The organism is Thauera sp. 27 (assembly GCF_000310125.2).
GTDB lineage: Bacteria > Pseudomonadota > Gammaproteobacteria > Burkholderiales > Rhodocyclaceae > Thauera > Thauera mechernichensis.
The window spans coordinates 24,165-46,224 of the sequence record NZ_AMXB01000009.1 but is presented as its reverse complement, the minus strand read 5'-3'; the positions used below and the strand labels follow the sequence as shown (position 1 = coordinate 46,224).

General features: G+C 68.6%; 16 protein-coding genes. 9 read left to right on the top strand and 7 right to left on the bottom strand.

The annotated features are described in order from the left end of the window. Window positions 1-2 precede the first annotated feature (2 nt). Complete coding sequence (locus B447_RS06550) at window positions 3-623, bottom strand: DOMON-like domain-containing protein (RefSeq protein ID WP_002937897.1); 621 nt, start codon at window positions 621-623, stop codon at window positions 3-5. Window positions 624-904: 281 nt separating this feature from the next. Here B447_RS06550 and B447_RS06545 point away from each other — a divergent pair, with 281 nt between their 5' ends. The 5 genes from B447_RS06545 to B447_RS06525 all read left to right on the top strand — a co-directional run bounded on the left by B447_RS06545 (window position 905) and on the right by B447_RS06525 (window position 10,640). Beyond that, a complete protein-coding gene (locus B447_RS06545; RefSeq protein WP_002937896.1) occupies window positions 905-2,071 on the top strand; it encodes an MFS transporter in 1,167 nt (388 codons plus the stop codon). Window positions 2,072-2,153: 82 nt separating this feature from the next. Beyond that, window positions 2,154-4,928: a bifunctional diguanylate cyclase/phosphodiesterase gene (locus B447_RS06540; protein WP_002937895.1), complete on the top strand. Its 2,775-nt coding sequence runs from the start codon at window positions 2,154-2,156 to the stop codon at window positions 4,926-4,928. 43 nt (window positions 4,929-4,971) lie between these two features. Beyond that, window positions 4,972-5,379 carry a hypothetical protein gene (locus B447_RS06535; RefSeq protein WP_002937893.1) on the top strand — a complete coding sequence of 136 codons (408 nt, stop codon included), beginning with the start codon at window positions 4,972-4,974 and terminating at the stop codon, window positions 5,377-5,379. Window positions 5,380-5,661: 282 nt separating this feature from the next. Then, window positions 5,662-6,972 carry a tryptophan--tRNA ligase gene (locus B447_RS06530; protein ID WP_002937891.1) on the top strand — a complete coding sequence of 437 codons (1,311 nt, stop codon included), beginning with the start codon at window positions 5,662-5,664 and terminating at the stop codon, window positions 6,970-6,972. A gap of 218 nt (window positions 6,973-7,190) precedes the next feature. Next, window positions 7,191-10,640: a transglycosylase domain-containing protein gene (locus B447_RS06525; protein WP_002937889.1), complete on the top strand. Its 3,450-nt coding sequence runs from the start codon at window positions 7,191-7,193 to the stop codon at window positions 10,638-10,640. Here B447_RS06525 and B447_RS06520 read toward each other — a convergent pair. Continuing rightward, window positions 10,543-11,472, bottom strand: coding sequence for a LysR family transcriptional regulator (locus B447_RS06520; protein WP_002937887.1), 930 nt, complete (start codon window positions 11,470-11,472; stop codon window positions 10,543-10,545). The two genes, B447_RS06525 and B447_RS06520, sit on opposite strands and share 98 nt — an antisense overlap. A 184-nt stretch (window positions 11,473-11,656) precedes the next feature. Between B447_RS06520 and B447_RS06515 the strand changes: the two genes are divergently transcribed. After that, a complete protein-coding gene (locus B447_RS06515; RefSeq protein ID WP_002928837.1) occupies window positions 11,657-12,592 on the top strand; it encodes a sodium-dependent bicarbonate transport family permease in 936 nt (311 codons plus the stop codon). On the opposite strand, the gene B447_RS06510 is transcribed toward B447_RS06515, so the two are convergent. After that, a complete protein-coding gene (locus B447_RS06510) occupies window positions 12,537-13,919 on the bottom strand; it encodes an MFS transporter (RefSeq protein ID WP_002937876.1) in 1,383 nt (460 codons plus the stop codon). The two genes, B447_RS06515 and B447_RS06510, sit on opposite strands and share 56 nt — an antisense overlap. A gap of 320 nt (window positions 13,920-14,239) precedes the next feature. Between B447_RS06510 and B447_RS06505 the strand changes: the two genes are divergently transcribed. The 3 genes from B447_RS06505 to B447_RS06495 all read left to right on the top strand — a co-directional run bounded on the left by B447_RS06505 (window position 14,240) and on the right by B447_RS06495 (window position 17,325). Then, complete coding sequence (locus B447_RS06505; RefSeq protein ID WP_002928841.1) at window positions 14,240-14,734, top strand: PACE efflux transporter; 495 nt, start codon at window positions 14,240-14,242, stop codon at window positions 14,732-14,734. A gap of 1 nt (window position 14,735) precedes the next feature. Continuing rightward, window positions 14,736-15,758 carry a UDP-N-acetylmuramate dehydrogenase gene (gene murB / locus B447_RS06500; protein ID WP_002937872.1) on the top strand — a complete coding sequence of 341 codons (1,023 nt, stop codon included), beginning with the start codon at window positions 14,736-14,738 and terminating at the stop codon, window positions 15,756-15,758. 169 nt (window positions 15,759-15,927) lie between these two features. Next, window positions 15,928-17,325: an FAD-binding oxidoreductase gene (locus B447_RS06495; protein ID WP_002937870.1), complete on the top strand. Its 1,398-nt coding sequence runs from the start codon at window positions 15,928-15,930 to the stop codon at window positions 17,323-17,325. Window positions 17,326-17,339: 14 nt separating this feature from the next. Here B447_RS06495 and B447_RS06490 read toward each other — a convergent pair whose 3' ends face one another. From B447_RS06490 to B447_RS06475, 4 genes are all read right to left on the bottom strand, one after another. After that, window positions 17,340-18,092, bottom strand: a complete 753-nt coding sequence (locus tag B447_RS06490; RefSeq protein WP_002937868.1) for a flagellar brake protein — start codon at window positions 18,090-18,092, stop codon at window positions 17,340-17,342. A gap of 123 nt (window positions 18,093-18,215) precedes the next feature. After that, complete coding sequence (locus B447_RS22955; RefSeq protein ID WP_002937865.1) at window positions 18,216-19,886, bottom strand: nitric oxide reductase activation protein NorD; 1,671 nt, start codon at window positions 19,884-19,886, stop codon at window positions 18,216-18,218. Further along, window positions 19,870-20,667, bottom strand: a complete 798-nt coding sequence (locus tag B447_RS06480) for a CbbQ/NirQ/NorQ/GpvN family protein (RefSeq protein WP_002928848.1) — start codon at window positions 20,665-20,667, stop codon at window positions 19,870-19,872. The genes B447_RS22955 and B447_RS06480 overlap by 17 nt, the downstream gene beginning before the upstream one ends. Window positions 20,668-20,751: 84 nt before the next feature. Further along, window positions 20,752-21,789: an aliphatic amidase gene (locus B447_RS06475; protein WP_002937862.1), complete on the bottom strand. Its 1,038-nt coding sequence runs from the start codon at window positions 21,787-21,789 to the stop codon at window positions 20,752-20,754. Between the last annotated feature and the right edge of the window lie 271 nt (window positions 21,790-22,060).

Sequence of the window (22,060 nt, the reverse complement as noted above, 5' to 3'; positions counted from 1 at the left end):
GATCAGGGCTGGGCGCGCGTTGCGGTGGCCAGCGTGAGGACGAACGTGTCGCGGGCGTGGAAGTCGGGCTGAGCGGGGGCATGGCGTACCGCCCAATACTCGAGTTGACCGTCCTTGCGTTCAATGACGGCAGCCAGGCTGACCTGGAGGTCGGTGCCCGGCGGCACCGCCGGCAGCAGTCCGGCCGGGACGCGTGCCTCCAGCACCAGGCTGCCCGCGTCGTGGGCGCACTGGATTTCGGGTGCCTGCTCGGCGGCAAAGCCGTCGACGCGCTGGCGCCAGCCCTGGAACGCGTACACCGCCCACTGGCCGCTGGGCGAGAAGTTGTACTCGCGGTAGGTCGGCTCTCCGGGCACCCCGAGGAAGACTTCGAAGCAGGTGTGCTGCCATAGGCCGTCGGCCGCGACGGAAGGCTGCGGCGCGGGAACGACGAGGCGGTCGATGCGGCTGTCGTCGAGACGGAACTCGAACACTGCACCGCCTTCCGGTGCGGCATACATGGTGGCGAGCAGGCGGCCGACCGGGCCGCTGCCGGTAACGGCTGCATCTGGGCTGCTGGGGTGGGGGCGCAGGCCTACCGTGATGGTCGGAACCTTGGGGCGCTCTGAGGGGCTGTGGGACACGGTCTTCGGGCAGTGGGCGGCAAAGGCGCAATGTTAGCCGCTGGGCCTGCGCACGGATACAGCCCGCTCCGGGTGTGTCATCGATCACGCTCGGAAACACTTTTCGATGGCCTGGATGTTGCAACGCACAAATCCCTTGTGTAATATCGCACCTGTCTCCTCCACTCTCCTCGTGATGTGGATTCAGGCCCAGGCTCGAAAGTGCCTGGGCCTTTTTTTACGCCCGGGCAGAGGGTTTCCCCGCTTGAGAAGACGCCTGTTCTCGCGGCAGACTCCGTTTCATGCCCGCGTCGCCACTTGCCATCATCGTCCTTGCCCAGCTGTTCGGCACCTCGCTCTGGTTTTCCGCCAACAGCGCGGGCGGCGATCTCATGCTGGCCTGGGGCCTGAACAGCGCCGACATCGGCCGCCTGACCAACGCGGTCCAGTTCGGCTTCATCGTCGGCACGCTCGTGTTTGCGCTCACCGGCCTGGCCGACCGTTTTGCCGCCAGCCGCATCTTCGCGTGCAGCGCGCTCGTCGGCGCCGCGGCCAATGCGGGTTTTGCGTTGTTGGCGCAGGGTCTGGACGAGGGGCTCGCATGGCGTTTTGTCGTCGGCCTGGCGCTTGCCGGGGTCTATCCGCTGGGCATGAAGCTGGTGGTGAGCTGGGTGCCGGAACAGGCTGGCGCCGCGCTGGCCTGGCTGGTCGGCATGCTCACGCTGGGGACCGCGCTGCCGCATGGCGTGCGCGCGCTCGACGCCGGTTGGGGTTGGCAGCCCACCATCCTTGTATCATCGCTGCTGGCGGTGGCGGCAGCGCTCATGATCTGGCGACTTGGCGACGGGCCTCATCTCGTGCGCCGGCGCGGCATGCCGCACCTGCGCCTGGGTGAGGTCGTCCTCGCCTTTCGTGCGCCGCGCCTGCGCGCATCTGCGCTGGGCTATTTCGGCCATCAATGGGAACTCTACGCGTTCTGGACGCTGGTGCCACTGCTGGTGACGGCGGCATGGGACGGCAAGGGCGGCGGGTCGGCGTTCGCGTTCGTGGTGATCGGCATCGGCGCTGCGGGTTGCGTGCTCGGCGGCATGCTCAGCCGCCGTGTCGGCAGCGCACGCGTGGCGGCGCTGGCATTGGCCGTATCGGCCCTGTGCTGCGCGCTCTATCCGCTGGCGAGCACCGCGCCGGCCGTGCTGGTGGGCGTGCTGATGCTGGTTTGGGGGGCGAGCGTGGTGGCCGATTCACCGCACTTCTCCGCACTTTCTGCGCAGGCTTGCCCGCAGCAGATCGTGGGCAGCGTGCTTGCGCTCCAGAATGCGGTAGGCTATGCATTTACGATGGCGTCCATCGAGCTTGCAACGCGCTTGTGGCCCTTGCTTGGCGATCGCGTCGCGTGGTTGCTCCTGCCCGGGCCGCTGCTCGGCCTGTTGGCGCTCCGGCCGTTGTGGCGACGCGGAGCATTGCGATGAACGAACTCCCCATTTTGGGTATGTTTCGCGCTATGGTTCGAGCTCCGACAGGCCGAGCGGGCGCATACATGCTTGCTGAGAGATGCATTCCCATCACCTGAGCTCCTTGAGTTCCCGACTGTGGCTCGTCATCGCGCTGGCGGTGCTGCCGCTGTTCGTCATGTTCGTGTTCGACTACCTCGGTCAGCGTGATCTGACGGTCAGTCAGGCCGAGCGCGACATGGCGCGCATGCTCGAGGCGGTGCAGCAGGAAGAGGCAATGGCCCTGCGCGCGGTGCGCAGCACGCTCGGCATCATGGCGAACTCCGACAACCTCGCCAGCCTCGATGCCGAGGAGTGCAGCGGGATTGCCTCGCGGCTGCTGTCGACACTGTCCGATTTAAACAATCTGGGGGCTGCACTGCCCGATGGCACGCTGTTCTGCAGTGGCTTGCCGCTGCAGGGCGGGGTCCGGCTCGACGATCGCCAGTGGTTCAAGGACGCGTCCGCCGGCAGCGACATCAGCGCTGGAGAGTATGCCGTCGGTCGTATCTCGGGGCGGCCGTCGATGGTATTCGGCTATCCGCTGCGTGACGGGACGGAGTTGCGCGCGGTGTTGTTCGCCTCGCTCTCACTGGCCTGGTTCGACCGCCTGGTTGCGGCCTACCGACTTCCTGAGGGCTGGGAGGCCATCCTGCTCAGCAACGCCGGCGATGTGATTGCGCGTTATCCGGATGGCCACCCCTGGAAGGGCGTGCGCCTGCCGGAGGAGAAGCATGCCGCTTTCCTCGGCATCAAGACCGCAGCAGGTGGGGTCGGCGAGGTGGAAGGGCTCGAAGGCGCATTGCGCCTGTATGGCGTGCGGGGCGTGAGTTTCGCCGGTGACATGGTCGATGTCGTGATCGGGGCGCCTCTGGGGCGATCCCTGGCCGACGTTGATCGCGCCTTCTCGACACGGGTTGCGCTGCTTGCCCTGGTCGCCCTGATCTCGGCGCTGGCGGCGCGCTACGCCATCCGCGCCCTGATCGAGCGCTGGGCCGGCAGTACCCGCGAAGTGCTCGCGCGCATCGCCGAAGGCGCGCCGGCAAGCTCCATAGCGCAGGCATCGGACGTGTTCGAGCTGAGGGCGGTCGAGGAGGGCATCGAGCGCATGGCCGTCGAGCTCGCACGCCGCGAGGCCGAACTGCGCCGGCTGTCGATGGCGGTCGAGCAAAGTCCCGAGAGTGTGGTGATCACCGACCCCCACGGCCGGATCGAATACGTCAATGACGCCTTTTGTCGCGTGACCGGGTATGCGCGTGAAGAACTCATCGGCCAGAACCCTCGCATTCTCAACAAGGGGCGGACGTCCGAGGATACCTACCGCGAGCTGTGGGCGACGATCCTGCGTGGCGAGGTGTGGCGCGGCGAGTTCGACAACGTACGCAAGGACGGCTCCAGCTACACCGAGTTTGCCACGATCGCACCGATCAAGAATGCCGACGGCGTCATCACCCATTTCGTTGCGGTGAAGGAGGACATCACCCTGCGCCGGCAGTCCGAGGCCCTGGTGCACCGGCTCGCCTATTACGACGCGCTCACCGAACTGCCCAACCGGGCGCTGATGCGTGACCGCCTGCAGCACGCCGTGTTGTCGAGTGCGCATACCGGTGACTATGCGATGCTGCTGTTGCTCGACATCGACCGCTTCAAGCAGCTCAACGACACGCAGGGCCATGCTGCGGGAGACCGTCTGCTGCAGGCGGTGGCGCGGCGCCTGAGACAGGTCTTGCGTGAGGAAGACACTGCTGCCCGCCAGGGTGATGACGACTTTGCCGTCATCGTCGAGCATCTCGGCCGCGGCAAGGAGGAGGCGCTGATACGGGCGGAGGGCATTGCCAAGGAGATTCAGGCCGTCCTCGGGGCGCCCTATGACGACCTCGACGACAGCGGTCGTCCGCATTACATGTCCTTCAGCATCGGCATCACGCTGTTCCAGGGGCGCCAGTGGGCGATCGAGAACCTGCTCAAGCAGGTCGAGGTGGCGCTATACATGGCCAAGGAAGAGGGGCGCAACACGACGCGCTTCTTCAGCCCGCAGATGCAGGCACGGGTGCAGGCCCACGCCGAGATGGAAGCTGCGCTGCGCCAGGCCCTGGACGAGGGCGTCTTCCAGTTGTTCTACCAGCCTCAGTTCTGCCGCGACGGCAAACTCGTCGGCGCCGAGGCGCTGGCGCGTTGGCCGGTCGAGGGCGGGCGGATGGTGTCGCCGGCGGATTTCATCCCTGTTGCCGAGGACACTGGCCTGATCGTGCCGCTCGGCGGCTGGGTGCTCGACACCGCCTGCCGGCAGCTGGCGGCGTGGCAGGCGCAGCCGGGTACGCGCACGCTGAGTCTCGCCGTCAATGTAAGCGCGCGCCAGTTCCACCAGCCGGACTTCGTGCTCCAGGTCACGTCTGCGATGCAGCGCCATGGCATCATGCCTTCGGCACTCAAGCTCGAGCTGACCGAGAGCGTGATCCTTGGCGATATTGATGAGACGGTCGCGCGCATGGCGCAGCTGCGGACGCTGGGCGTACGTTTCTCGCTCGACGACTTCGGTACGGGCTACTCTTCGCTGTCCTACCTGCGCCGCCTGCCGCTCGACCAGATCAAGATCGACCAGTCCTTCGTGCGCGACATGCTCGACAATGCCGGCAGCGAGACGATCGTACTTGCCATCCTGGGCATGAGCCGCTCGCTCGGCCTGGAAGTGATCGCCGAGGGCGTGGAGACCGAGGCGCAGCACGCCTTTCTGCTCGAACATGGCTGCCAGCGCTTTCAGGGCTACCTGCTCGGCAAGCCCTTGCCGCTTGCAGCCTGGCCCGCGCACTGGCTGGACAGCTGCGCCGGCGACTGAGTCGTACGCACGCCGCCCCGAACCGCCTGTCTCAAGGAGCGTCATGAAACACCGCATCGTCATCGCCGGGACCTGCCTGCTCACGGGGCTTGCCGGCGTACCCGCCTGCTGGGCGCAGCCGTCGCTGGTGGATGGCGAAGCCATCGTCCTTCGTTGTGGGGGGATCGGTGCCGACGAGTCCACGCGCATGCGCGCCGAAGTATCGATGTACGCCCTCACCTTGCTGTACGCCACCGCGGGTGGCGCTTATCTTGCCGATGTCCATACGCGGATCGAGGAGCCTCTGGGCGGCCGTAGTGTCGAGGCCCCCTGCGGCCCTGTTGGCCAGGTGAGCGTGCCCGAGGCCGGGACCTACCGTGTCATCGCCACCCATGAAGGGGTGCGCCAGGAGCATTGGGTGGAGCTGCGCCCGGGCGGCGGTGCAACCCTGTCCTTGCGCTGGGTGGATTGAGACGCCGGGAAAGTGCAGCCGCTGTGAGTCTGCTTGGGGAGGGTTGTGGCGTGCCGCCTTCAGACCCTCGCGGCTGGCGCCGCTCCTACGCAGAACCCCGCGCTGCTGCCCTCGCTGTGGGAGCGGCGCCAGCCGCGAGCCTCCCAAGGCGGCGCTCCATGTGGCGCCCTCGATGTCGGGATGCGCCACGCGATTGCCGCGTGTTGAGCCGCAAGCGCCTTATGCAATGCGCGCCAAGCCGCTAAACTCGCGTCCTTTGTCCAGTTTCAGCCGGAGCCAGCCATGACTGTGCAGCGCGTCCTCACCGGGATCACCACCTCGGGCACCCCCCACCTCGGCAACTACGCCGGCGCCATCAGGCCGGCGATCGCCGCCAGCCGCCACCCGGGGGTGGAGAGCTTCTATTTCCTGGCCGACTATCATGCGCTGATCAAGACGACCGACCCGCTGCGCGTGCAGCGCTCGACCCTGGAGATTGCCGCCACCTGGCTCGCCGCCGGGCTCGACACCGATCGCGTGTGGTTCTACCGCCAGTCGGACATCCCCGAGATCCCCGAACTGGCCTGGTTGCTCACCTGCATTGCCGGCAAGGGCCTGCTCAACCGCGCCCACGCCTACAAGGCCGCAGTCGACAAGAACACCGCTGATGGCCTGGACCCCGATGCCGGCGTCAACATGGGTCTCTACATGTACCCGGTGCTGATGGCGGCAGACATCCTGATGTTCAAGGCGCATTCCGTTCCGGTCGGCCGCGACCAGATCCAGCACATCGAGATGGCGCGCGACATCGCCGGCAGTTTCAACCACCTCTACGGCGAGCACTTCGTGCTGCCCGAGGCGGCGATCGATGCCTCGGTGGCGACGCTGCCCGGCCTGGACGGGCGCAAGATGAGCAAGAGCTACGACAACACCATCCCGCTGTTCGCGCCCACGGCCGAGCTCAGGAAGCTCGTGTTCTCGATCGTCACCGATTCGCGGGCCCCCGGCGAACCGAAGGACGCTGACGGCTCCGCCCTGTTCGAGCTCTATCAGGCCTTCTCCCGGCCAGAGGAGGCGCGGGCGATGCGCACGGCCTTCGAGGAGGGGATCGCCTGGGGCGAGGCCAAGCAGGCGCTGTTCGACAAGATCGAGGCCACGGTGGCGCCGATGCGTGCACGCTACGAGGAGCTGATCGCCGACCCGGCACAGATCGAGAAGCACCTGCTCGAGGGCGCCGCCAAGGCGCGCGCGATCGCCACCCCCTTCATCGCCGAACTGCGTCACGCCGTCGGCCTGCGCCGGCTCACGACGATGGCCCAGCCCGCCAAGGCCGCCAAGGCCAAGGCGACTACCCAGCCCCAGTTCAAGCAGTACCGCGAGGGCGACGGCCGCTTCCACTTCAAGCTCGTCGCTGCCGACGGCGCCACCCTGGTCGTCAGCGAGGGTTTCGCAACGCCGCGCGAGGCCGGCGCGCTCGTGACCTATCTCAAGCAGGGGGGCGAGTTCGAGGTCGCAGGCGACGGCGTGTTCGTCAGCGGTGAGCGCGTGGCCGCGCTTGTCGGCGGCTGCGCGGCGACCGGGCTGCGTGCTGTGCTCGCGAGCTTCGCCGAGTGATACGTAGCGCGGCGGCGCTCGGGTGAGGGGGCTGTCCAGAAGCGGTGGTTTGGTGGCCATGGGCGGTGTGGCGCAGCTGTAACAGTGTGCTTTCCCGGCCTTGAAATCGGGATAATTGGTGCGATGCAATATCCTGCCCCTCAGCCGTGAAGCGCCGCCCACCGAAAGCCAACAAAGCCCCTCAGTCCGCACGCGCACCCGCCCTGGCGCCAGCGCCGATGTCGTCCGCGCCGGCGCAGGAACCGGCGCCCGCCGCGCGCCGGCGGCGCCCCTGGCGCTTGTTTGGTGCGGCGGCCTTCCTGCTGCTTGTCGTCGCCCTGGTCGCGGGCGGCATCCTGCTTCGCCACGAGCTCGACACCTCCCGCCTGCAGGCACGCGAGATCGCGCGCTTTGCCGCCCGCCTGGACTACGAACGCATTGCGGGGCCGAGTGAGGCCGTGCTGTATCCGCAGCATGGCCCCTTCGATCAGCGCTTGGGCTACACCGAACTGCCACGCTTCATCGAACGCCTGGGTGCGCGCGGCTTCGCGCTCACCACACAGACGCGCTTCAGCGATGCCCTGCTCGATTACGTCGGCCAGGGTTTCTTCCCGCCCTATCGCGAGAAGGCGCGCGCCGGGCTCGACGTGCTCGACTGCCGCGGCGACGCGCTGTACGACTTCCGCTATCCCTACCGTGGCTACGCCAGCTTCGAGGCGGTGCCGCCAGTCGTCGCCGAGGCGCTGCTGTTCATCGAGAACCGCGGCCTGCTCGACGAGTCGCGGCCGCTGCTCAATCCGGCGGTGGATTGGGTGCGCTTTGCGCGTGCCGCCCTCGGCCAGCTCGGCCGCATGGTCAGCGCCGACCTCGACGCGCCTGGCGGCAGCACGCTGGCGACGCAGATCGAGAAGTACCGCCACTCGCCCGACGGCATCACCCACGATGCGCGCGAGAAGCTGCGCCAGATGGTGTCGGCCAGTGTGCGCGCCTACCGCGAGGGTGAGCACACCCTGCCGGTGCGCCGCCAGCTCGTGCTCGACTACCTCAACACCGTGCCGCTGTCGGCGGCGCCCGGCCATGGCGAGGTCAACGGCGTGGGCGATGGGTTGTGGGTGTGGTTCGCGAGCGATTTCGAGCGCGTCAATGCGCTGCTGTCCGCGCCTGAGGCGCTGGACGAGCCCGAGACACTGCAAGCCCAGGGCATGGCGCTGCGCCAGATGGTGGCGCTGATGATCGCCCATCGTCGCCCGTCGTGGTACCTGATGGGTGGGCGCGAGGTGCTCACCCGCACCACCGACGCCTACCTGCGCCTGCTCGCCGAGGCCGGCACGATCAGCGCCGCACTGCGCGACGCGGCGCTGGCGCAGCCCCTGGTGTACCGCGACCTGCGCGCCAACCCACCGCTGCGCCCGGCCAACCCGGGCAAGGGCACGACCGCCGTCCGCGCGCGCCTGGCCGGCATGCTCGGCACCTCGCTGTACAGCCTGGACCGGCTCGATGCCGAGGTGGATACCACGCTGCACGCCGGGCTGCAGCAGGCCGTCAGCGGCTACCTTGGCCGCCTGTCCGAACCGGCCTTCGCGCGCAGCCAGGGCCTGCTTGCCGACCGCATGCTGAACCCCGCCACGCTCGGCGCCGTGCGCTACAGCTTCACCCTGGTCGAGCGCACACCCGGTGGCAACCGTGTGCGCGTGCAGACCGATACCACCGACCAGCCCCTCGACATCAACGAAGGCAGCAAGCTCGAGCTTGGCTCCACCGCCAAGCTGCGCGTGCTCACCACCTATCTCGAAATCGTTGCTGAGCTGCATGGCCGCCTGGCCGAGCTCGATGTGCCGGCGTTACGCCGTGTCGAGGTTGACCGCCAGGACAACCTCACGCGCTGGGCGATCGACTATCTCGCCACGGCCCCAGACCGCAGCCTGCCGCTGATGCTCGAGGCCGCGCTCGAACGCCGCTTCTCGGCCAATCCGGGCGAGGGCTTCTTCACCGGCGGCGGGCGGCATACCTTCGGCAACTTCAACAGCAGCGACAACCTGCGCGAGCCCACCTTGCGCGAAGCGCTGCAGGCCTCGATCAACCTGCCCTTCGTGCGCCTGATGCGCGAGATCGTGCGCCACACCATGTACCAGGTGCCCGGCAGTACCGCGCGCCTGCTCGAGGACAATGACGACCCGCGCCGCATGGAATACCTCGCCCGCTTTGCCGATCGCGAGGGGCAGACCTTCCTGCGCCGCTTCTGGCGCAAGTACCAGGGCCGTACGCCGGAGGAAATGCGCACGATGCTGCTCGACGGCCTGCGTCCCACCGCCGAGCGCCTGGCCGCGGTGTACCGCTATCTCGAGCCCGAGGCGCCGCCCGAGGCGCTGGCGACCTTCCTCGCCCAGCGCCTGGGCGATGCCCGCCTCACCGAGGGACGGGTCGCCCAGCTTTACAGTCGCCATGCGCCCGAGGCCTGGGACCTGCCTGACCGCGGCTACGTCGCCCGTGTCCATCCGCTCGAGCTGTGGCTGGTCGCCCACCGCCTGCGCAACCCGGACGGCACCTTTGCCGAGGCCGTGGCCGCAAGCGCCGAAGAGCGCCAGGAGGTGTACCGCTGGCTGTTCCGCACGCGCTCGCGCAGCGCCCAGGACGTGCGCATCTTCACCATGCTCGAGGTCGAGGCCTTCCTCGACATTCATCGCCGCTGGGCGCGGCTGGGCTACCCCTTCGGCCACCTCGTGCCCTCGCTGGCCACCGCGCTCGGCAGCTCGGGCGACCGTCCGGCGGCGCTCGCCGAGCTCATGGGCATCATCGTCAATGATGGTGTGCGGCTGCCGACGCAGCGCATCGACCGCGTGCGCTTCGCCGTCGACACCCCTTACGAGACCGGTTTTGCGGTGCGGCCCTCGGCAGGGGACCAGGTCATGCCGGTGGAAGTCGCCGCGGCCTTGCGCGGCGCACTGTCCGAGGTCGTCGAGGGCGGCACGGCGCGCCGCCTGGCGGGCACCTTCCGCCTCGCCGACGGCAGCGAGCTCGCGCTGGGTGGCAAGACCGGCACCGGCGACAACCGCATCGTCGTCGGCGGCCGTGCCGGTGTGGCGCTCAATCGTACGGCCACCTTCGTCTTCTACCTGGGGCCGCGCCACTTCGGCTCGCTCACCGCCTACGTGATCGGGCCCAACGCGGCGTCCTACCGTTTCACGTCGGCGCTGCCGGTGCAGATCCTCAAGTCGATGGCACCGGTGCTGCTGCCTCACCTGGAGTCTGAGCCCGAACTGGCGTGCGCGCCTGTCGACGATCTGGCGCTGCCGGCTCCTGCCGTGCCTGCGCCCGATGACGCCACGACAGCGGACAGCGTTGCGCCCCGCGAAAGCGAGACGCTGGACGGGGAGGCTTTGCACGATGAGGATGGGCTGCGGGAGGATGACTCGAGCCTGCCCGTCAATGGCGATGACACGGCGCCGCCCGCCGACTACGAGGCGCCCGAGCCCGACCCGCCGACGCTCGCCCCCGAGGGGGACGAGGGCGTGACTGCGGCGCCAGGCCTCACCGATGCCGCCGACTACGAACCCACCCGCCTGCGCGTCGGTCGCATCGGAGGTGCCGAGCTCAGCGCCGCGCCGCAGTCAGCCGGGCTTGCGCCGTCCGGTTCAGCTCCGGCGCCCGCGCCTGCAGGAAGCGCAGGAAGGCTGCAGCGAGGGGGCTGAGGCGCTTGCCGGCAGGGTAGACCACCTGCCATTGCGACATCACCGGTGTGTCGACGACCTGTAGCACGGCGATGCCTTCGTCCGCAGCGTGTGCCAGCGCATGGGCCGACAGCACCGACAGCCCCAGCCCGCCCGCGACGGCCTGCTTCACCGCCTCGTTGCTACCCAGCTCGAGGCGGGGGCGCAGCGCCATGTCGTGTGCAGCGAAGAAGTGTTCCGCCGCTTGCCGCGTGCCCGAACCCTGTTCGCGCAGCACGAATTCCTCATCCTCCAGCGCACGCACGGCGATGTCGATGCGCCCGGCAAGAGCGTGGTGGGTCGGGGCGATCACCACCAGCGGGTTGCTCAGGAAAGGGGTCGCCACCACCACGGGCACCTCCGGCGGCCGGCTCATGATGTAGAGGTCGTCCAGGTTGTCGGCGAGGCGGCGGACCACCGCATCGCGGTTGAGCACCACCAGCGACACCTCGACCGCCGGCCGCTCGCGGCGGAAGTCGCCCAGCAGGCGCGGGATGAAGGTCTCCGCGGTGCTCACCACGGCCAGGCGCAGGCGGCCGACCACGTCGCCGCGCAGTTCGGCGAGCGTCTCGTCGAGGTTTTCCAGCTCCTGCTCGACACGCTGCGCGGCACCCACCACGGCATCGCCCGCTGTGGTCAGGTGCAGGCGGCGTCCGACACGCTCGAACAGGGGCAAGCCGACCTGCTCGGACAACTGGCGAAGCTGCCCCGACAGCGTGGGCTGGGTCAGGTGCAGGCGCTGGGCCGCACGCGTGACGCTGCCTTCGCGCGACACGGCGAGCAGCAGGCGGAGCTGGTGGAGGGTGAGACGCATGGCTGAGGTGACCGGCGCAGTAGCATAGATAAAAAACTATGTTAAACCTAAAAAGATACGATTTTTATCCATGTGTGCACTGCGGCAGAATGTGTCCGCTCGCTGCCTCTCGCCAGGTGAGGCGGGCCGCAGCCCAGATCACCAGGATGCACGCGCAGCGAGCATCTCCACAGGAAGCCTCAATATGGTCGATGCCGTACCCTTCTTCTTCGCCCTCGGCGTTGTCGCCTCGCTGGTGCGCAGCGGGCTGCGCCTGCCGGCGGCAGTGTTCGAGACGCTGTCGATCTACCTGCTGCTGGCCATCGGCCTCAAGGGCGGCATGGAGATCGCGCGCTCCGAGAGCGCCACGCTGTGGGTCGATGCGCTGCTCGCGATCGGGCTCGGCGCGGTGATCCCGCTCTTCGTCTTCCCGCTCTTTCGCCTGCGCTTCGGTCGCGCCGATTCGGCCTCGCTGGCGGCGCACTACGGCTCGGTAAGCATCGTCACCTTCGCCGTCGGCGCGTCGATCCTCGGCAGCCGCGGCATCGAGGTCGAGGGTCACCTCGCCCTGCTCGCCGCCCTCATGGAGGCGCCGGCGCTGATCGTCGCCACCCTGATGGCGCGTCTCGGCACCCAGGGTGCGGACGGGCGCACGACGACCGCGGCGCTGGTGCACGAGGTCTTCGCCAACAAGAGCGTCGTGCTGCTCGGCGGCGGCATCATCATCGGCTGGGTCGCCGGTCCCCAGGGTCTGGAGCCGATGTCGCCGCTGTTCGTCGATCTGTTCAAGGGCGCGCTCTGCCTGTTCCTGCTCGAGATGGGCCTGATCGCGGCCGACCGCCTGCCCGACCTGAAGAAGGCCGGTCTCTTCCTCGTCGGCTGCGGCCTTGCCCTGCCGCCGGTGCTGGCCCTGGGTGGCTGGGGTGTTGCCCAGCTGATGGGCCTGGGCGTGGGCGGTACGGTGCTGATGATGACGCTGGCCGGCAGCGCCTCGTACATCGCCGCGCCTACCGCAATGCGCATCGCCGTGCCCGAGGCCAACCCGGCACTGGGCGTCGCCGCCGCACTGGCGGTGACCTTCCCCTTCAACCTGCTGGTCGGGATTCCGCTGTATCTGTGGTGGGCGCAGGCGATGGCGTGAGGTCCTCGGCGCCGGTTGCCGACGGCAGGTCCGCAGCAGGGGCCTGTTCGGCGCCGTCCGCGCCGCCCTCGCCCGGATCTCCGTTCCGGTTCTCCGCGGTGGCTGAACGCTCCTCCGGGGCCACCATCTCGAGCACGGTGGGCGAGGTGCGCATCATGGCAGTGAATTGGGCGGGCTCATCGACGATCTCGTCCCGGGTGCGGCGGTACAGCAGCAGGGCGTAGATCGCCAGCGGGACAAAGGCCAGGCCCAGGTGCAGGGGCAGGGCGATGCTGCCGAACACCCCCATCAGGGCGCCGGCGACGGCAGGTCCGACTGCTGCGCCGAGCCCATGCAGGAACAGCACGCCAGTGTTGCCGGCGAGTATCTCGTCCTTGTGCAGGTGGTCGACGAGGTGCGCGACCACGATGGGATAGACGGCGAACGCTGCCCCGCCGAACACGAACAGGCCTGCCAGCGATACATGCTCGAGGTGGCCGAGCAGGGCGACCACGAGCCCGGCCGAGGCTGCGCCGATGGCCGCTACCGCGAGCGCCAGGCGGCGGTCGCCGGCGTCCGAGAAGCGCCCCATCGGCCACTGCAGCAGGGCGCCGCCGATGATCGCCGTGCTCATCAGCAGGCCCACCCCGGCCGCGTCCAGGCCGATGCCTTCGGCGTACAGCGGGGTCAGGCTCCAGAACGCCCCCATCGACAGCCCGGACGACAGCGCGCCGACGAAAGCTGCGGGCGCCGCACGCCAGATCAGGCCCAGGTCGAGCCGCGGTCGGGCGCCGATCTGCGGCTGTGGCAAGCGTGTCATCGTCACCGGCAGCAGCGACAGGCAGACGAAGATGGCCGCCACCGCAAACAGGGTGAACGCCGCCGGCGTGTCCAGGCGCAGCAACTGCTGGGCGCCGGCGAGCGCAGCGAGGTTGACCACCATGTAGATCGCGAACACCTGGCCGCGGCGCTCGGCCGCGGTCTGGTCGTTGAGCCAGCTCTCGATCACGGCATAGAAGCCGACCAGGCCGACGCCGGTCAGCACGCGCAGACCCATCCATACCCTGGCATCGACAATGAGGGTGTGGAGCAGGATGCAACTCGCCACCGTCGCGCCGAAGAAGGCGAATGCGCGGATGTGGCCCATGCGGCGGATCAGGCGTGGCGCGATGAAGGTGCCGAGAAAGAAGCCCAGGAAGTAGGTCGAGCCGATGAGCCCGAGGGTGTTTGCCGAGAAGCCTTCCAGGCTTCCGCGCAGCGGGATGGCCGTGTTGACCAGGCCCGAGCCGAGCAGCAGCAGGGCAATGCCCGACAGCAGGGCGCCGATGGGAACGAGGGTAGGGAGCATGGCAGCACAGGCTCGACTGTCCGCGCCGGATGGGTGCAGTCGCCGGAGCCTGCCGTTTGCATTTGGACAAAATAGTCTACCAGCCTCGCGCGGGTGGCGCTGCCTGTCCGTCCCACAGCATGTCGCGCCAAGCTGATCCCGCATATCAGCTTGGCGCGCTTGCCAAGGCCGGTGCTGCCGAGTCTAATAGCGCCCGAAACCCATTCGACGCGGGGACGACCCCGCCCGCCGTGCGTCCTGCATGGCGACCGTCGATGAACGGCGGGACGACCCGCCCTTCAGGTCTGTCGCCTCAGCGCGGCGGGCCGCAGGATTCCACCGTGTCTGCCAAACCCAAGCTTCGCTCCTTCCGGGACCGCCTGCGTCAGATTGCTTTGTTCGAGGTCGGCGGCCTGCTCCTGATCACCCCGCCCTTTGCCTGGCTGAGCGGCGTGCCGGTGACCGAGTCGATCGGCCTGCTCGCCCTCCTGGCACTCATCGCCGCGATCTGGAACGGGTGCTACAACACGAGCTTCGACTGGGTCGAGGGCCGGCTCACCGGCCGTACCGCAGACCGCCGGCCGTTCCGCCTGCGCTGCGCGCATGCGGTTGGCTTCGAGACCGGACTGCTGATGCTGACCTTGCCGGTGATCATGTGGTGGACCGGCATGGGCTGGCTCGAGGCCCTGATTGCGGACATCGTGCTGGCGATCACCTATACGGTGTATGCGTTGCTGTTCAACCTCGGCTACGACCGTGCCTTCCCCATCCAGCCCACCACCGCACCGCGTGCCGGGGCCGAGGACATGGGCACGGCCGTCGCGGCGGAGCGCTGAGATGGGCGAGGACGTGCGCAACGCCGACCTGGCAGGCCTCAACACTTTCGGCCTGCCGGCGCGCGCTGCGCGCCTCGTCCACGTGCGCAGTGCCGAGCAGCTGAAGGCCCTGATCGCCGAGCCGGCGTGGGCTGCCACACCGCGCCTCGTGCTCGGCAGTGGCAGCAACCTGGTACTCGCCGGTGACTTCGCCGGCACCGTGCTCAAGGTCGAACTCGCCGGCCGCCGCCTGGTGGCCGAGCACGCCGACGCCTGGGTCGTCGAGGCCGGTGCAGGGGAGAACTGGCATGCCTTCGTGCGCTGGACGCTGGAGCACGGCTGGCCGGGGCTGGAGAACCTGTCGCTGATTCCGGGCACGGTAGGCGCGGCGCCGATCCAGAACATCGGCGCCTACGGGCTGGAGCTGGCCGAGCGCTTTGACGCGCTCGATGCCATCGATCTCGACAGCGGTCAGGTGCGCACCTTCAGCCTGGCCGACTGCGGCTTTGCCTACCGTGACAGCGTGTTCAAGCGCGCCCCCGGGCGCTGGCTGGTCAGCGCAGTGCGGTTCCGCCTGCCGCGGCCGTGGCGGGCCGTCACCCGCTATGCGGACGTGATGCAGGCGCTGGGAGAGCGGTCCATTGCCACCCCCGCTGCGCTCGACATCTCCGATGCGGTAGTCGCCATCCGCCGCCGCAAGCTGCCCGATCCCGCGTTGCTCGGCAACGCCGGCAGCTTCTTCAAGAACCCGGTGGTGGATGCGAGGCTGTGCGCGCACTTGCTTGCCGCACACCCCGCCATGCCGCATTACCCGCAAGCCGACGGCAGCGAGAAGCTGGCGGCCGGCTGGTTGATCGAGCAAGCCGGCTGGAAGGGCCGCGACCTCGGGCCGGTCGGCTGCTACGAGCGCCAGGCCCTGGTGCTGGTCAACCGTGGCGGCGCAACCGGGGCCGACGTCGAGCGCATCGCGTGCGCCATCATGGCCGATGTCGAAGCCCGCTTTGGTGTCCGCCTGGAGCCGGAGCCGGTGTTCGTCCGCGCCTAGCCGCCTTCGACCTCTCGCGGCTTGCGCCGCGCCTACATGGGTAGACGCGCGTTGGGTTTGCTGTAGGAGCGGCGCCAGCCGCGAGCCTTGCAAGGTCCATCGTGTCTTGCCGGCCGGACCTGCGGGCTGCATTAGAATCCGATCTCGTCCTCAGCTCACCGGAGCCCTCATGTCCCAGTCTGCGCCCGCCGTCCCGCCTGTCATCGTCGCCCTGCGTGCGGCGCTTGGTGCCGACGAGGTGCTGGCGGGCGATGCCAGCCCCCGTCACCTCAAGGACTGGAGCGGCGTCGCCGGCGGCCTGCCGCTCGCCATCCTGCGCCCGCGCAGCACCGACGAATTGTCGCGCATGCTGGCGATCTGCCATGCACACGACCAGGCGGTGGTGCCGCAGGGCGGGCTGTCAGGCCTGTGCGGCGGTGCGGTGCCCGGCGCGGGCGAGGTGGTGGTGTCGCTGGAACGCATGAACCGCATCGAGCGCATCGACATCGACTCCGGTACCGTCACCGTCGAGGCCGGGGCCATCCTGCAGAACGTGCAGGAGGCCTGCCGCGAGGCCGACGCGCTGCTGGCGGTGGATCTGGGCGCGCGCGGCTCCTGCCAGGTCGGCGGCAACGTCGCCACCAACGCTGGCGGTAACCGCGTGATCCGCTACGGCAACACGCGCGACCTGGTGCTCGGGCTGGAAGTGGTGCTCGCCGACGGCACCGTGCTGAGCATGATGAACCAGATGGTCAAGAACAACGCCGGCATGGACCTCAAGCACCTGTTCATCGGCAGCGAGGGCCTGCTGGGCGTGGTGACGCGCATTGTCTTCAAGCTGCAGCCGCTGCCGCGTGGGGTGAGCACCGCCATCGTCGCGCTCGACGACTACGCCGCCGCGCTGCGCTTCCTGCGTCACGCGCAGCAGAGCCTGTCGGGCCAGGTCAGCGCCTTCGAGATCATGTGGCGCGACTACCTGCAGACCGCGGTCGAGGCCGGGCGGCTGCGTGCGCCGCTGGCGGGTGACTACCCGGTGTATGTGCTCATCGACATGCACTGCGGCCAGCCCGACACCGACGCCCGCCGCTTCGAGGCCATGCTCGAGCAGGCGATCGAGGCGGGCTGGATCCTGGATGCGGCGATCGCCCAGTCGGTGGCCGACGCCGAGGCCTTCTGGGCGATCCGCGACGGCGTTGCCGAAGTGCTGCGCGACTACGCGCCTACGCTCAACTTCGACGTCTCGGTGCCGGTCGCCCACATCGGCGACTGCGCGCAGCGCGTGCGCGCAAACCTCGAGCGTGACTGGCCGCAGCTGAAGGCCTTGTTCTTCGGTCACGTCGGTGACGGCAACCTGCATGTGGTGGTGTGCAAGGTGCCGCAGGACCACGACAGCCTCGAGCGCATCGAAGAGGCGGTGTATGGGGTGGTACGCGACTACGGCGGCTCGATCTCGGCCGAGCACGGCATCGGCCTGCTGAAGAAGCCCTGGCTGGGGTATTCGCGCTCCGCGGCCGAGATCGCGCTCATGCACAGCCTCAAGCAGGCGCTCGACCCCAAGGGGCTGCTCAACCCCGGCAAGGTGCTGTAAGCCGCCAGCCGCGCCTAGATCACATGGCGCGGCTGCTCGATGATGGTCTGGTAGACGAAGCTGCGGATCAGCATGCGCGTTCTAGGTACGTTGTCGCGGAAATCCAGGCCGTAGTAGTACTCGATGCCGTCGGCGTCGATGGCCTGTTCCACATTGCGTATCTCGGCAACGACGGTGAGCTCATTGTCGACATCGTGCAGCTTCAGCGTGAAGCGCAGCACCACGGCAGCGCCCTTGTCGCCGAGTGCGGTCTTGGTGTGCAGCAGCACGCCGGTGGCGCTCATGTTGAGCAGCACGCCGGGCACCGTTTCCGCCCCGGCGGCTTCGGGCCCCGTGTCCGCGGGGAGCTGCGTGCGCACACGTGTTGCCTTGCGGATGATGCTGCCCTGGATCAGGGTGGGGAAGCTGAGGTGCAGGTATTCGAAAGGCAGCCTGCATACGCGCAGCACATGGGCGCGGAATGCGAACGCGCTCTGACGCGAGAACACGCGCACCACCAGCAGGTCGCCTTCGACAAGGCCGATGCGCTTGCCGCCCGCGGTGGGCGTGGTGACGATCAGGCTGGTGTCCTGCATGTAGCCCACCACGCGCACGAAGCTGCGGTGGCCCCCTGTGGCGACAGGGCATTCGACCTGCAGGCGGTCGCCAACCCCCAGGCGCATGTCATCGAAGCTGAAGCCCTTTGCTGCGCGGGGCTCGGCGGCAGTGCCTTCCTGGTCTGCGCCGTCAGTGCCTACGTCGTCGTCTTCTTCTGTTTGTAATCGCATGGGTATGCAGGCCGACAGGGATACGTAGCCGTGGATTCTAGCGTGTGCCGAAGGTGGCAGGGCCGCATGATGCTTGCGTCCGTGCACTATTGCACTGCATGGCCCGATATTGGCGGTGCATGTTCAGTTGATGCTCAGATCCCTGTGACAGGCGCGCAAGGCCCTGCCGAGCATGGCCGTGCGCGTGAGGATGCGGTGGCCGTTGATGCCGAAGATGCGCCGGGCGGCCTCGCGGCCGTCCTCGCCGAGCATGAGTCCGGCGCAACGCACGCCGGATCGGCGCGCCTCGCTGACGGCTACACGTGCATCCTCGACGAGGTGCTGCGGGTCGAACACGTCGATGTCGGCCGGGCTGCCGTCGGACACCACGATCAGGGCCGGCATCGGGCGGCTGCGCAGGATGGAGGTGGCGTGTCGGATCGCGGCGCCGAGGCGAGTGGATTGGCCGGGCCTCAGGCCCTGCAGGAGGCTGGGGGGGTTGTGGGCGTGCGCCGTGTCGAAGTCGACCAGGCGGTGGTAGCGCACCGCGTGCCGGCCGTCGGAGTCGAACCCGGCCACGGCAATGCGGCCGCGCTGGCGATGCAGGGCCGCGACAAGCGCGCGTGCCGCCTCGCATTCCACGTCCAGAATGCTGCGGCCGTCGTCGAGGCGGTCGGCGGTGGAGGCGGACAGGTCGAGCAGGATGAGCAGGTCCAGCGCCGGGTCGCCGGGACGGTTGCGGCGGAACAGGCGTGGGTCGGGCGCCCGCCCCAGGCGCAGGTCGAGCGCAGCGGCGGTTGCAGCATCCAGATCGAGCTCTTCGCCGTCCCACTGCCGGCGTTGCCGCAGGGCAGGGCGCAGGTGCGGCGCAGTGTGAATGCGCAGTGGCGCGTCGCGGCGGCTGTTGTCGTCGGCGTCCGCAGAGGTGGTGCCTGCCGGCGCCGGGACGATCTCGGCCACGGTGCACCAGTCGCTGCGGTAGCGCCCGAGGCGGTAATGCCATTCTGCATGGGCCTGCAGGCTGTGCGCGGGCGTTGCGGCCGCAGCTTCGCCTTCGCCGGCGGGGCGGTGCGCTGCCGTCCCCGCCGGCCCCCCTTCCTGGCGCACGTGGGTTTCGGCCTGGTGCGCATCCTCGGGGTGCTGCCAGAGGTGGCTGTTGTCGTCGTGCCAGGGCAGCGGCGGCGCGTAGGCCTGCAGGTTCATGCGCACGCGCAACTGGCCAAGGTCGTTGGCGAGCACGGCGGCGATACGGCGGAACACGGCGGGCTGTTCGAGCTCGTCGAGGGCGGCCTCGAACAGCCCGCGTGCCTTGGTTACCCAGGGGTGGTCGTCGGCGAGCCCGGGGTCGATCAGGGCGCGCTGCAGGCGTTCGACCAGGTGCTCGAAGCCGACGCCGTCGGCTGCCGGGTGCCGGGCGAGCAGCGTGCGGAACAGGCGCTCCAGGCCGGGGTGGCTGCGCATGAGCAGGCGGTCGCAGCGGCAGTCCTCCACTGCGGCGGCAATGGCCAGGCCGATGGGCTTGAGCCGGCCGGTGGTCTGGTGGCGCGGCGAATGCAGCAGATGGCCCAGGGTATGGGCGCTTGCCGCCAGGGCAAGGTCGGGGTCCGGGTGGGTGGTGAGCGTGTCCGGCAGCAGCAGCACCTTGCCGTGCAGCACCGGGCGCGGCGGCGGGCCGTCCTGCGGTGGGCGGTCGAGGGTCTGCACGCTCGCCTGGTCGACGCCGAAGGCGTGCAGCAGGTGGCCGAGCGCGCGCAGCCGGGTATCGTCCGGCGCGGGCGCCGGGCAAGGCGGCAGCCGTTCAGAAGGCCGCGTCAAGGATCGCCTCCAGCGCCTGCGCCATGTCGGGTTCGTCGGTGAGGGCGGCCGTCATCGCCATGCGGCAGCTGTCGCGCGGCGGCAGGCCGTCGTGGATGAGGGTGCCGGCGTAGATCAGCATGCGCGTGGAGATGCCCTCTTCCAGCCCGCGCTCACGCAGCCGGCGCGACTTGTGCGCGATGTCGACCAGGCGGGCGGCGAGGCTGCGCTCGATGCCCGACTCATGGGCGACGATGTCGGTCTCGACCGCGGCCTCGGGGTAGTCGAACTCGAGTGCGGCGAAGCGCTGCCGGGTGGAGGGCTTGAGCTGCTTGCCGTGGCTCTGGTAACCGGGGTTGTAGGAGACGACGAGCTGGAAGTCGGGGTGTGCCTTGAGGATCTCGCCCTTCTTGTCGAGCGGCAGGATGCGGCGGCCGTCGGTGAGCGGGTGGATCACCACCGTGGTGTCCTGGCGCGCTTCCACGATCTCGTCCAGGTAGCAGATGGCGCCGTGGCGCACCGCGGTGGTCAGTGGGCCGTCGTGCCAGTGCGTGCCGTCGGCGTCGAGCAGGTAGCGGCCGACGAGGTCGGCGGCGGTCATGTCCTCGTTACAGGCCAGCGTGATCAGCGGCTTGCCCAGGCGCCAGGCCATGTGTTCGACGAAGCGCGTCTTGCCGCAGCCGGTCGGGCCCTTGAGCATCAGCGGCAGGCGGTGGGCGTAGGCGTGTTCGTAGAGGGCGATCTCGTGGCCGGTGGGGTGGTAGTAGGGCTCGGTGGTGATGCGGTAGGGGCTGAGATCCATGGCGGGAATCCGGGTGAGGCACCGGTGATGCAGTGAGGGCAGGGAGGGGGTGGGCGCGGGCGCTACCACCCCGTTGGCCCTGGGTCAGCGGTGCGCCGACGGCTGGTTGGGGATGCCCTCGATCGGGCATTCCGGCGTGCCTACGGTGGAACGGGTGATCGCTTCCACCTTCTTGCGCGTGCCTTCCGGGTCGTTGATCCACTCGCCGTAGAAGCTGTAGGGGCAGGCGGCGACGCCGGTGGGCGCCTCGCCGGAGTTGATCTTGCCGGTGTAGCCGCGGTGCAGCAGCTTGAAGAGGTGGTTCTGCGACTGCGCGTTCTTGCGGAAGTCGCGGATCAGGCTGGTGGAGAGCTCGGCGTACTGGATGCCCATCTCCTCCTCGCCGCATTCGCCCAGCGTGCGGCCGTCGAAGCCGACGATGGCCGAGTGGCCGAAGTAGGAATACACGCCGTCGAAGCCGGTGGCGTTGGCCACGGCCACGTAGCAGTTGTTCATCCACGCCATCGCCTTGGCCACCATCACCTGCTGGTCCTTGGCCGGGTACATGTAGCCCTGGCAGCGCACGATGAGTTCGGCGCCCTTCATCGCGCAGTCGCGCCAGATCTCGGGGTAGTTGCCGTCGTCGCAGATGATGAGGCTGATCTTCATGCCCTTGGGGCCGTCGGATACATAGGTGCAGTCGCCCGGATACCAGCCCTCGATCGGCACCCAGGGCATGATCTTGCGGTACTTCTGCACGATCTCGCCCTGGTCGTTCATCAGGATCAGCGTGTTGTAGGGCGCCTTGTTGGGGTGCTGCTCATGGCGCTCGCCGGTGAGCGAGAACACGCCCCACACCTTGGCCTTGCGGCAGGCGGCGGCGAAGATCTCGGTCTCCTCGCCCGGCACCGTGGCGGCGGTGTCGTACATCTCCTTGGCGTCGTACATGATCCCGTGGGTCGAATACTCGGGAAAGATCACCAGATCCATGCCCGGCAGGCCCTGCTTCATGCCCACCACCATGTCGGCAATCCTGCGCGCGTTGTCCAGCACCTCGGCCTTGGTGTGCAGGCGCGGCATCCTGTAGTTGACCACCGCAACGCCCACGCAATCGGCGCTGCTCGAAATATCTCCGTGTCTCATGGATCGGGTCTCCCGGTGAGGCGGGTTGCAAAGGGTGTGGCCTCATTGTCGGGAGGGTGGTGCGCTGCACAAATACGTTGTTTGACGTATCGGGGAGGGGAGTGCGATCGTTATTGGCGGCGCTGATGCAAGCGCCCGCTACTAGGTTTCTTGATAACGACCGTCGTTGATCGACCGCTCCAGCAGCTTCCCACTTGTTGGAGGGATCATGAATAACCACGCTCTGACTCAGGTCAACAGTCTCAGATTGATAAAGTGTTGCGATAATATT

Bases quoted from the DNA above. Each gene is read 5' to 3' on its own strand.
- B447_RS06535 (WP_002937893.1), top strand. From the start codon at position 4,972: ATGAAACACCGCATCGTCATCGCCGGGACCTGCCTGCTCACGGGGCTT.
- B447_RS06530 (WP_002937891.1), top strand. From the start codon at position 5,662: ATGACTGTGCAGCGCGTCCTCACCGGGATCACCACCTCGGGCACCCCC.
- B447_RS06520 (WP_002937887.1), bottom strand. From the start codon at position 11,472: ATGCGTCTCACCCTCCACCAGCTCCGCCTGCTGCTCGCCGTGTCGCGC.
- murB (WP_002937872.1), top strand. From the start codon at position 14,736: ATGGGCGAGGACGTGCGCAACGCCGACCTGGCAGGCCTCAACACTTTC.
- B447_RS06480 (WP_002928848.1), bottom strand. From the start codon at position 20,667: ATGGATCTCAGCCCCTACCGCATCACCACCGAGCCCTACTACCACCCC.
- B447_RS06525 (WP_002937889.1), top strand. From the start codon at position 7,191: ATGTCGTCCGCGCCGGCGCAGGAACCGGCGCCCGCCGCGCGCCGGCGG.
- B447_RS06475 (WP_002937862.1), bottom strand. From the start codon at position 21,789: ATGAGACACGGAGATATTTCGAGCAGCGCCGATTGCGTGGGCGTTGCG.
- B447_RS06495 (WP_002937870.1), top strand. From the start codon at position 15,928: ATGTCCCAGTCTGCGCCCGCCGTCCCGCCTGTCATCGTCGCCCTGCGT.
- B447_RS06545 (WP_002937896.1), top strand. From the start codon at position 905: ATGCCCGCGTCGCCACTTGCCATCATCGTCCTTGCCCAGCTGTTCGGC.
- B447_RS06540 (WP_002937895.1), top strand. From the start codon at position 2,154: ATGCATTCCCATCACCTGAGCTCCTTGAGTTCCCGACTGTGGCTCGTC.
- B447_RS06515 (WP_002928837.1), top strand. From the start codon at position 11,657: ATGGTCGATGCCGTACCCTTCTTCTTCGCCCTCGGCGTTGTCGCCTCG.
- B447_RS06510 (WP_002937876.1), bottom strand. From the start codon at position 13,919: ATGCTCCCTACCCTCGTTCCCATCGGCGCCCTGCTGTCGGGCATTGCC.
- B447_RS06490 (WP_002937868.1), bottom strand. From the start codon at position 18,092: ATGCGATTACAAACAGAAGAAGACGACGACGTAGGCACTGACGGCGCA.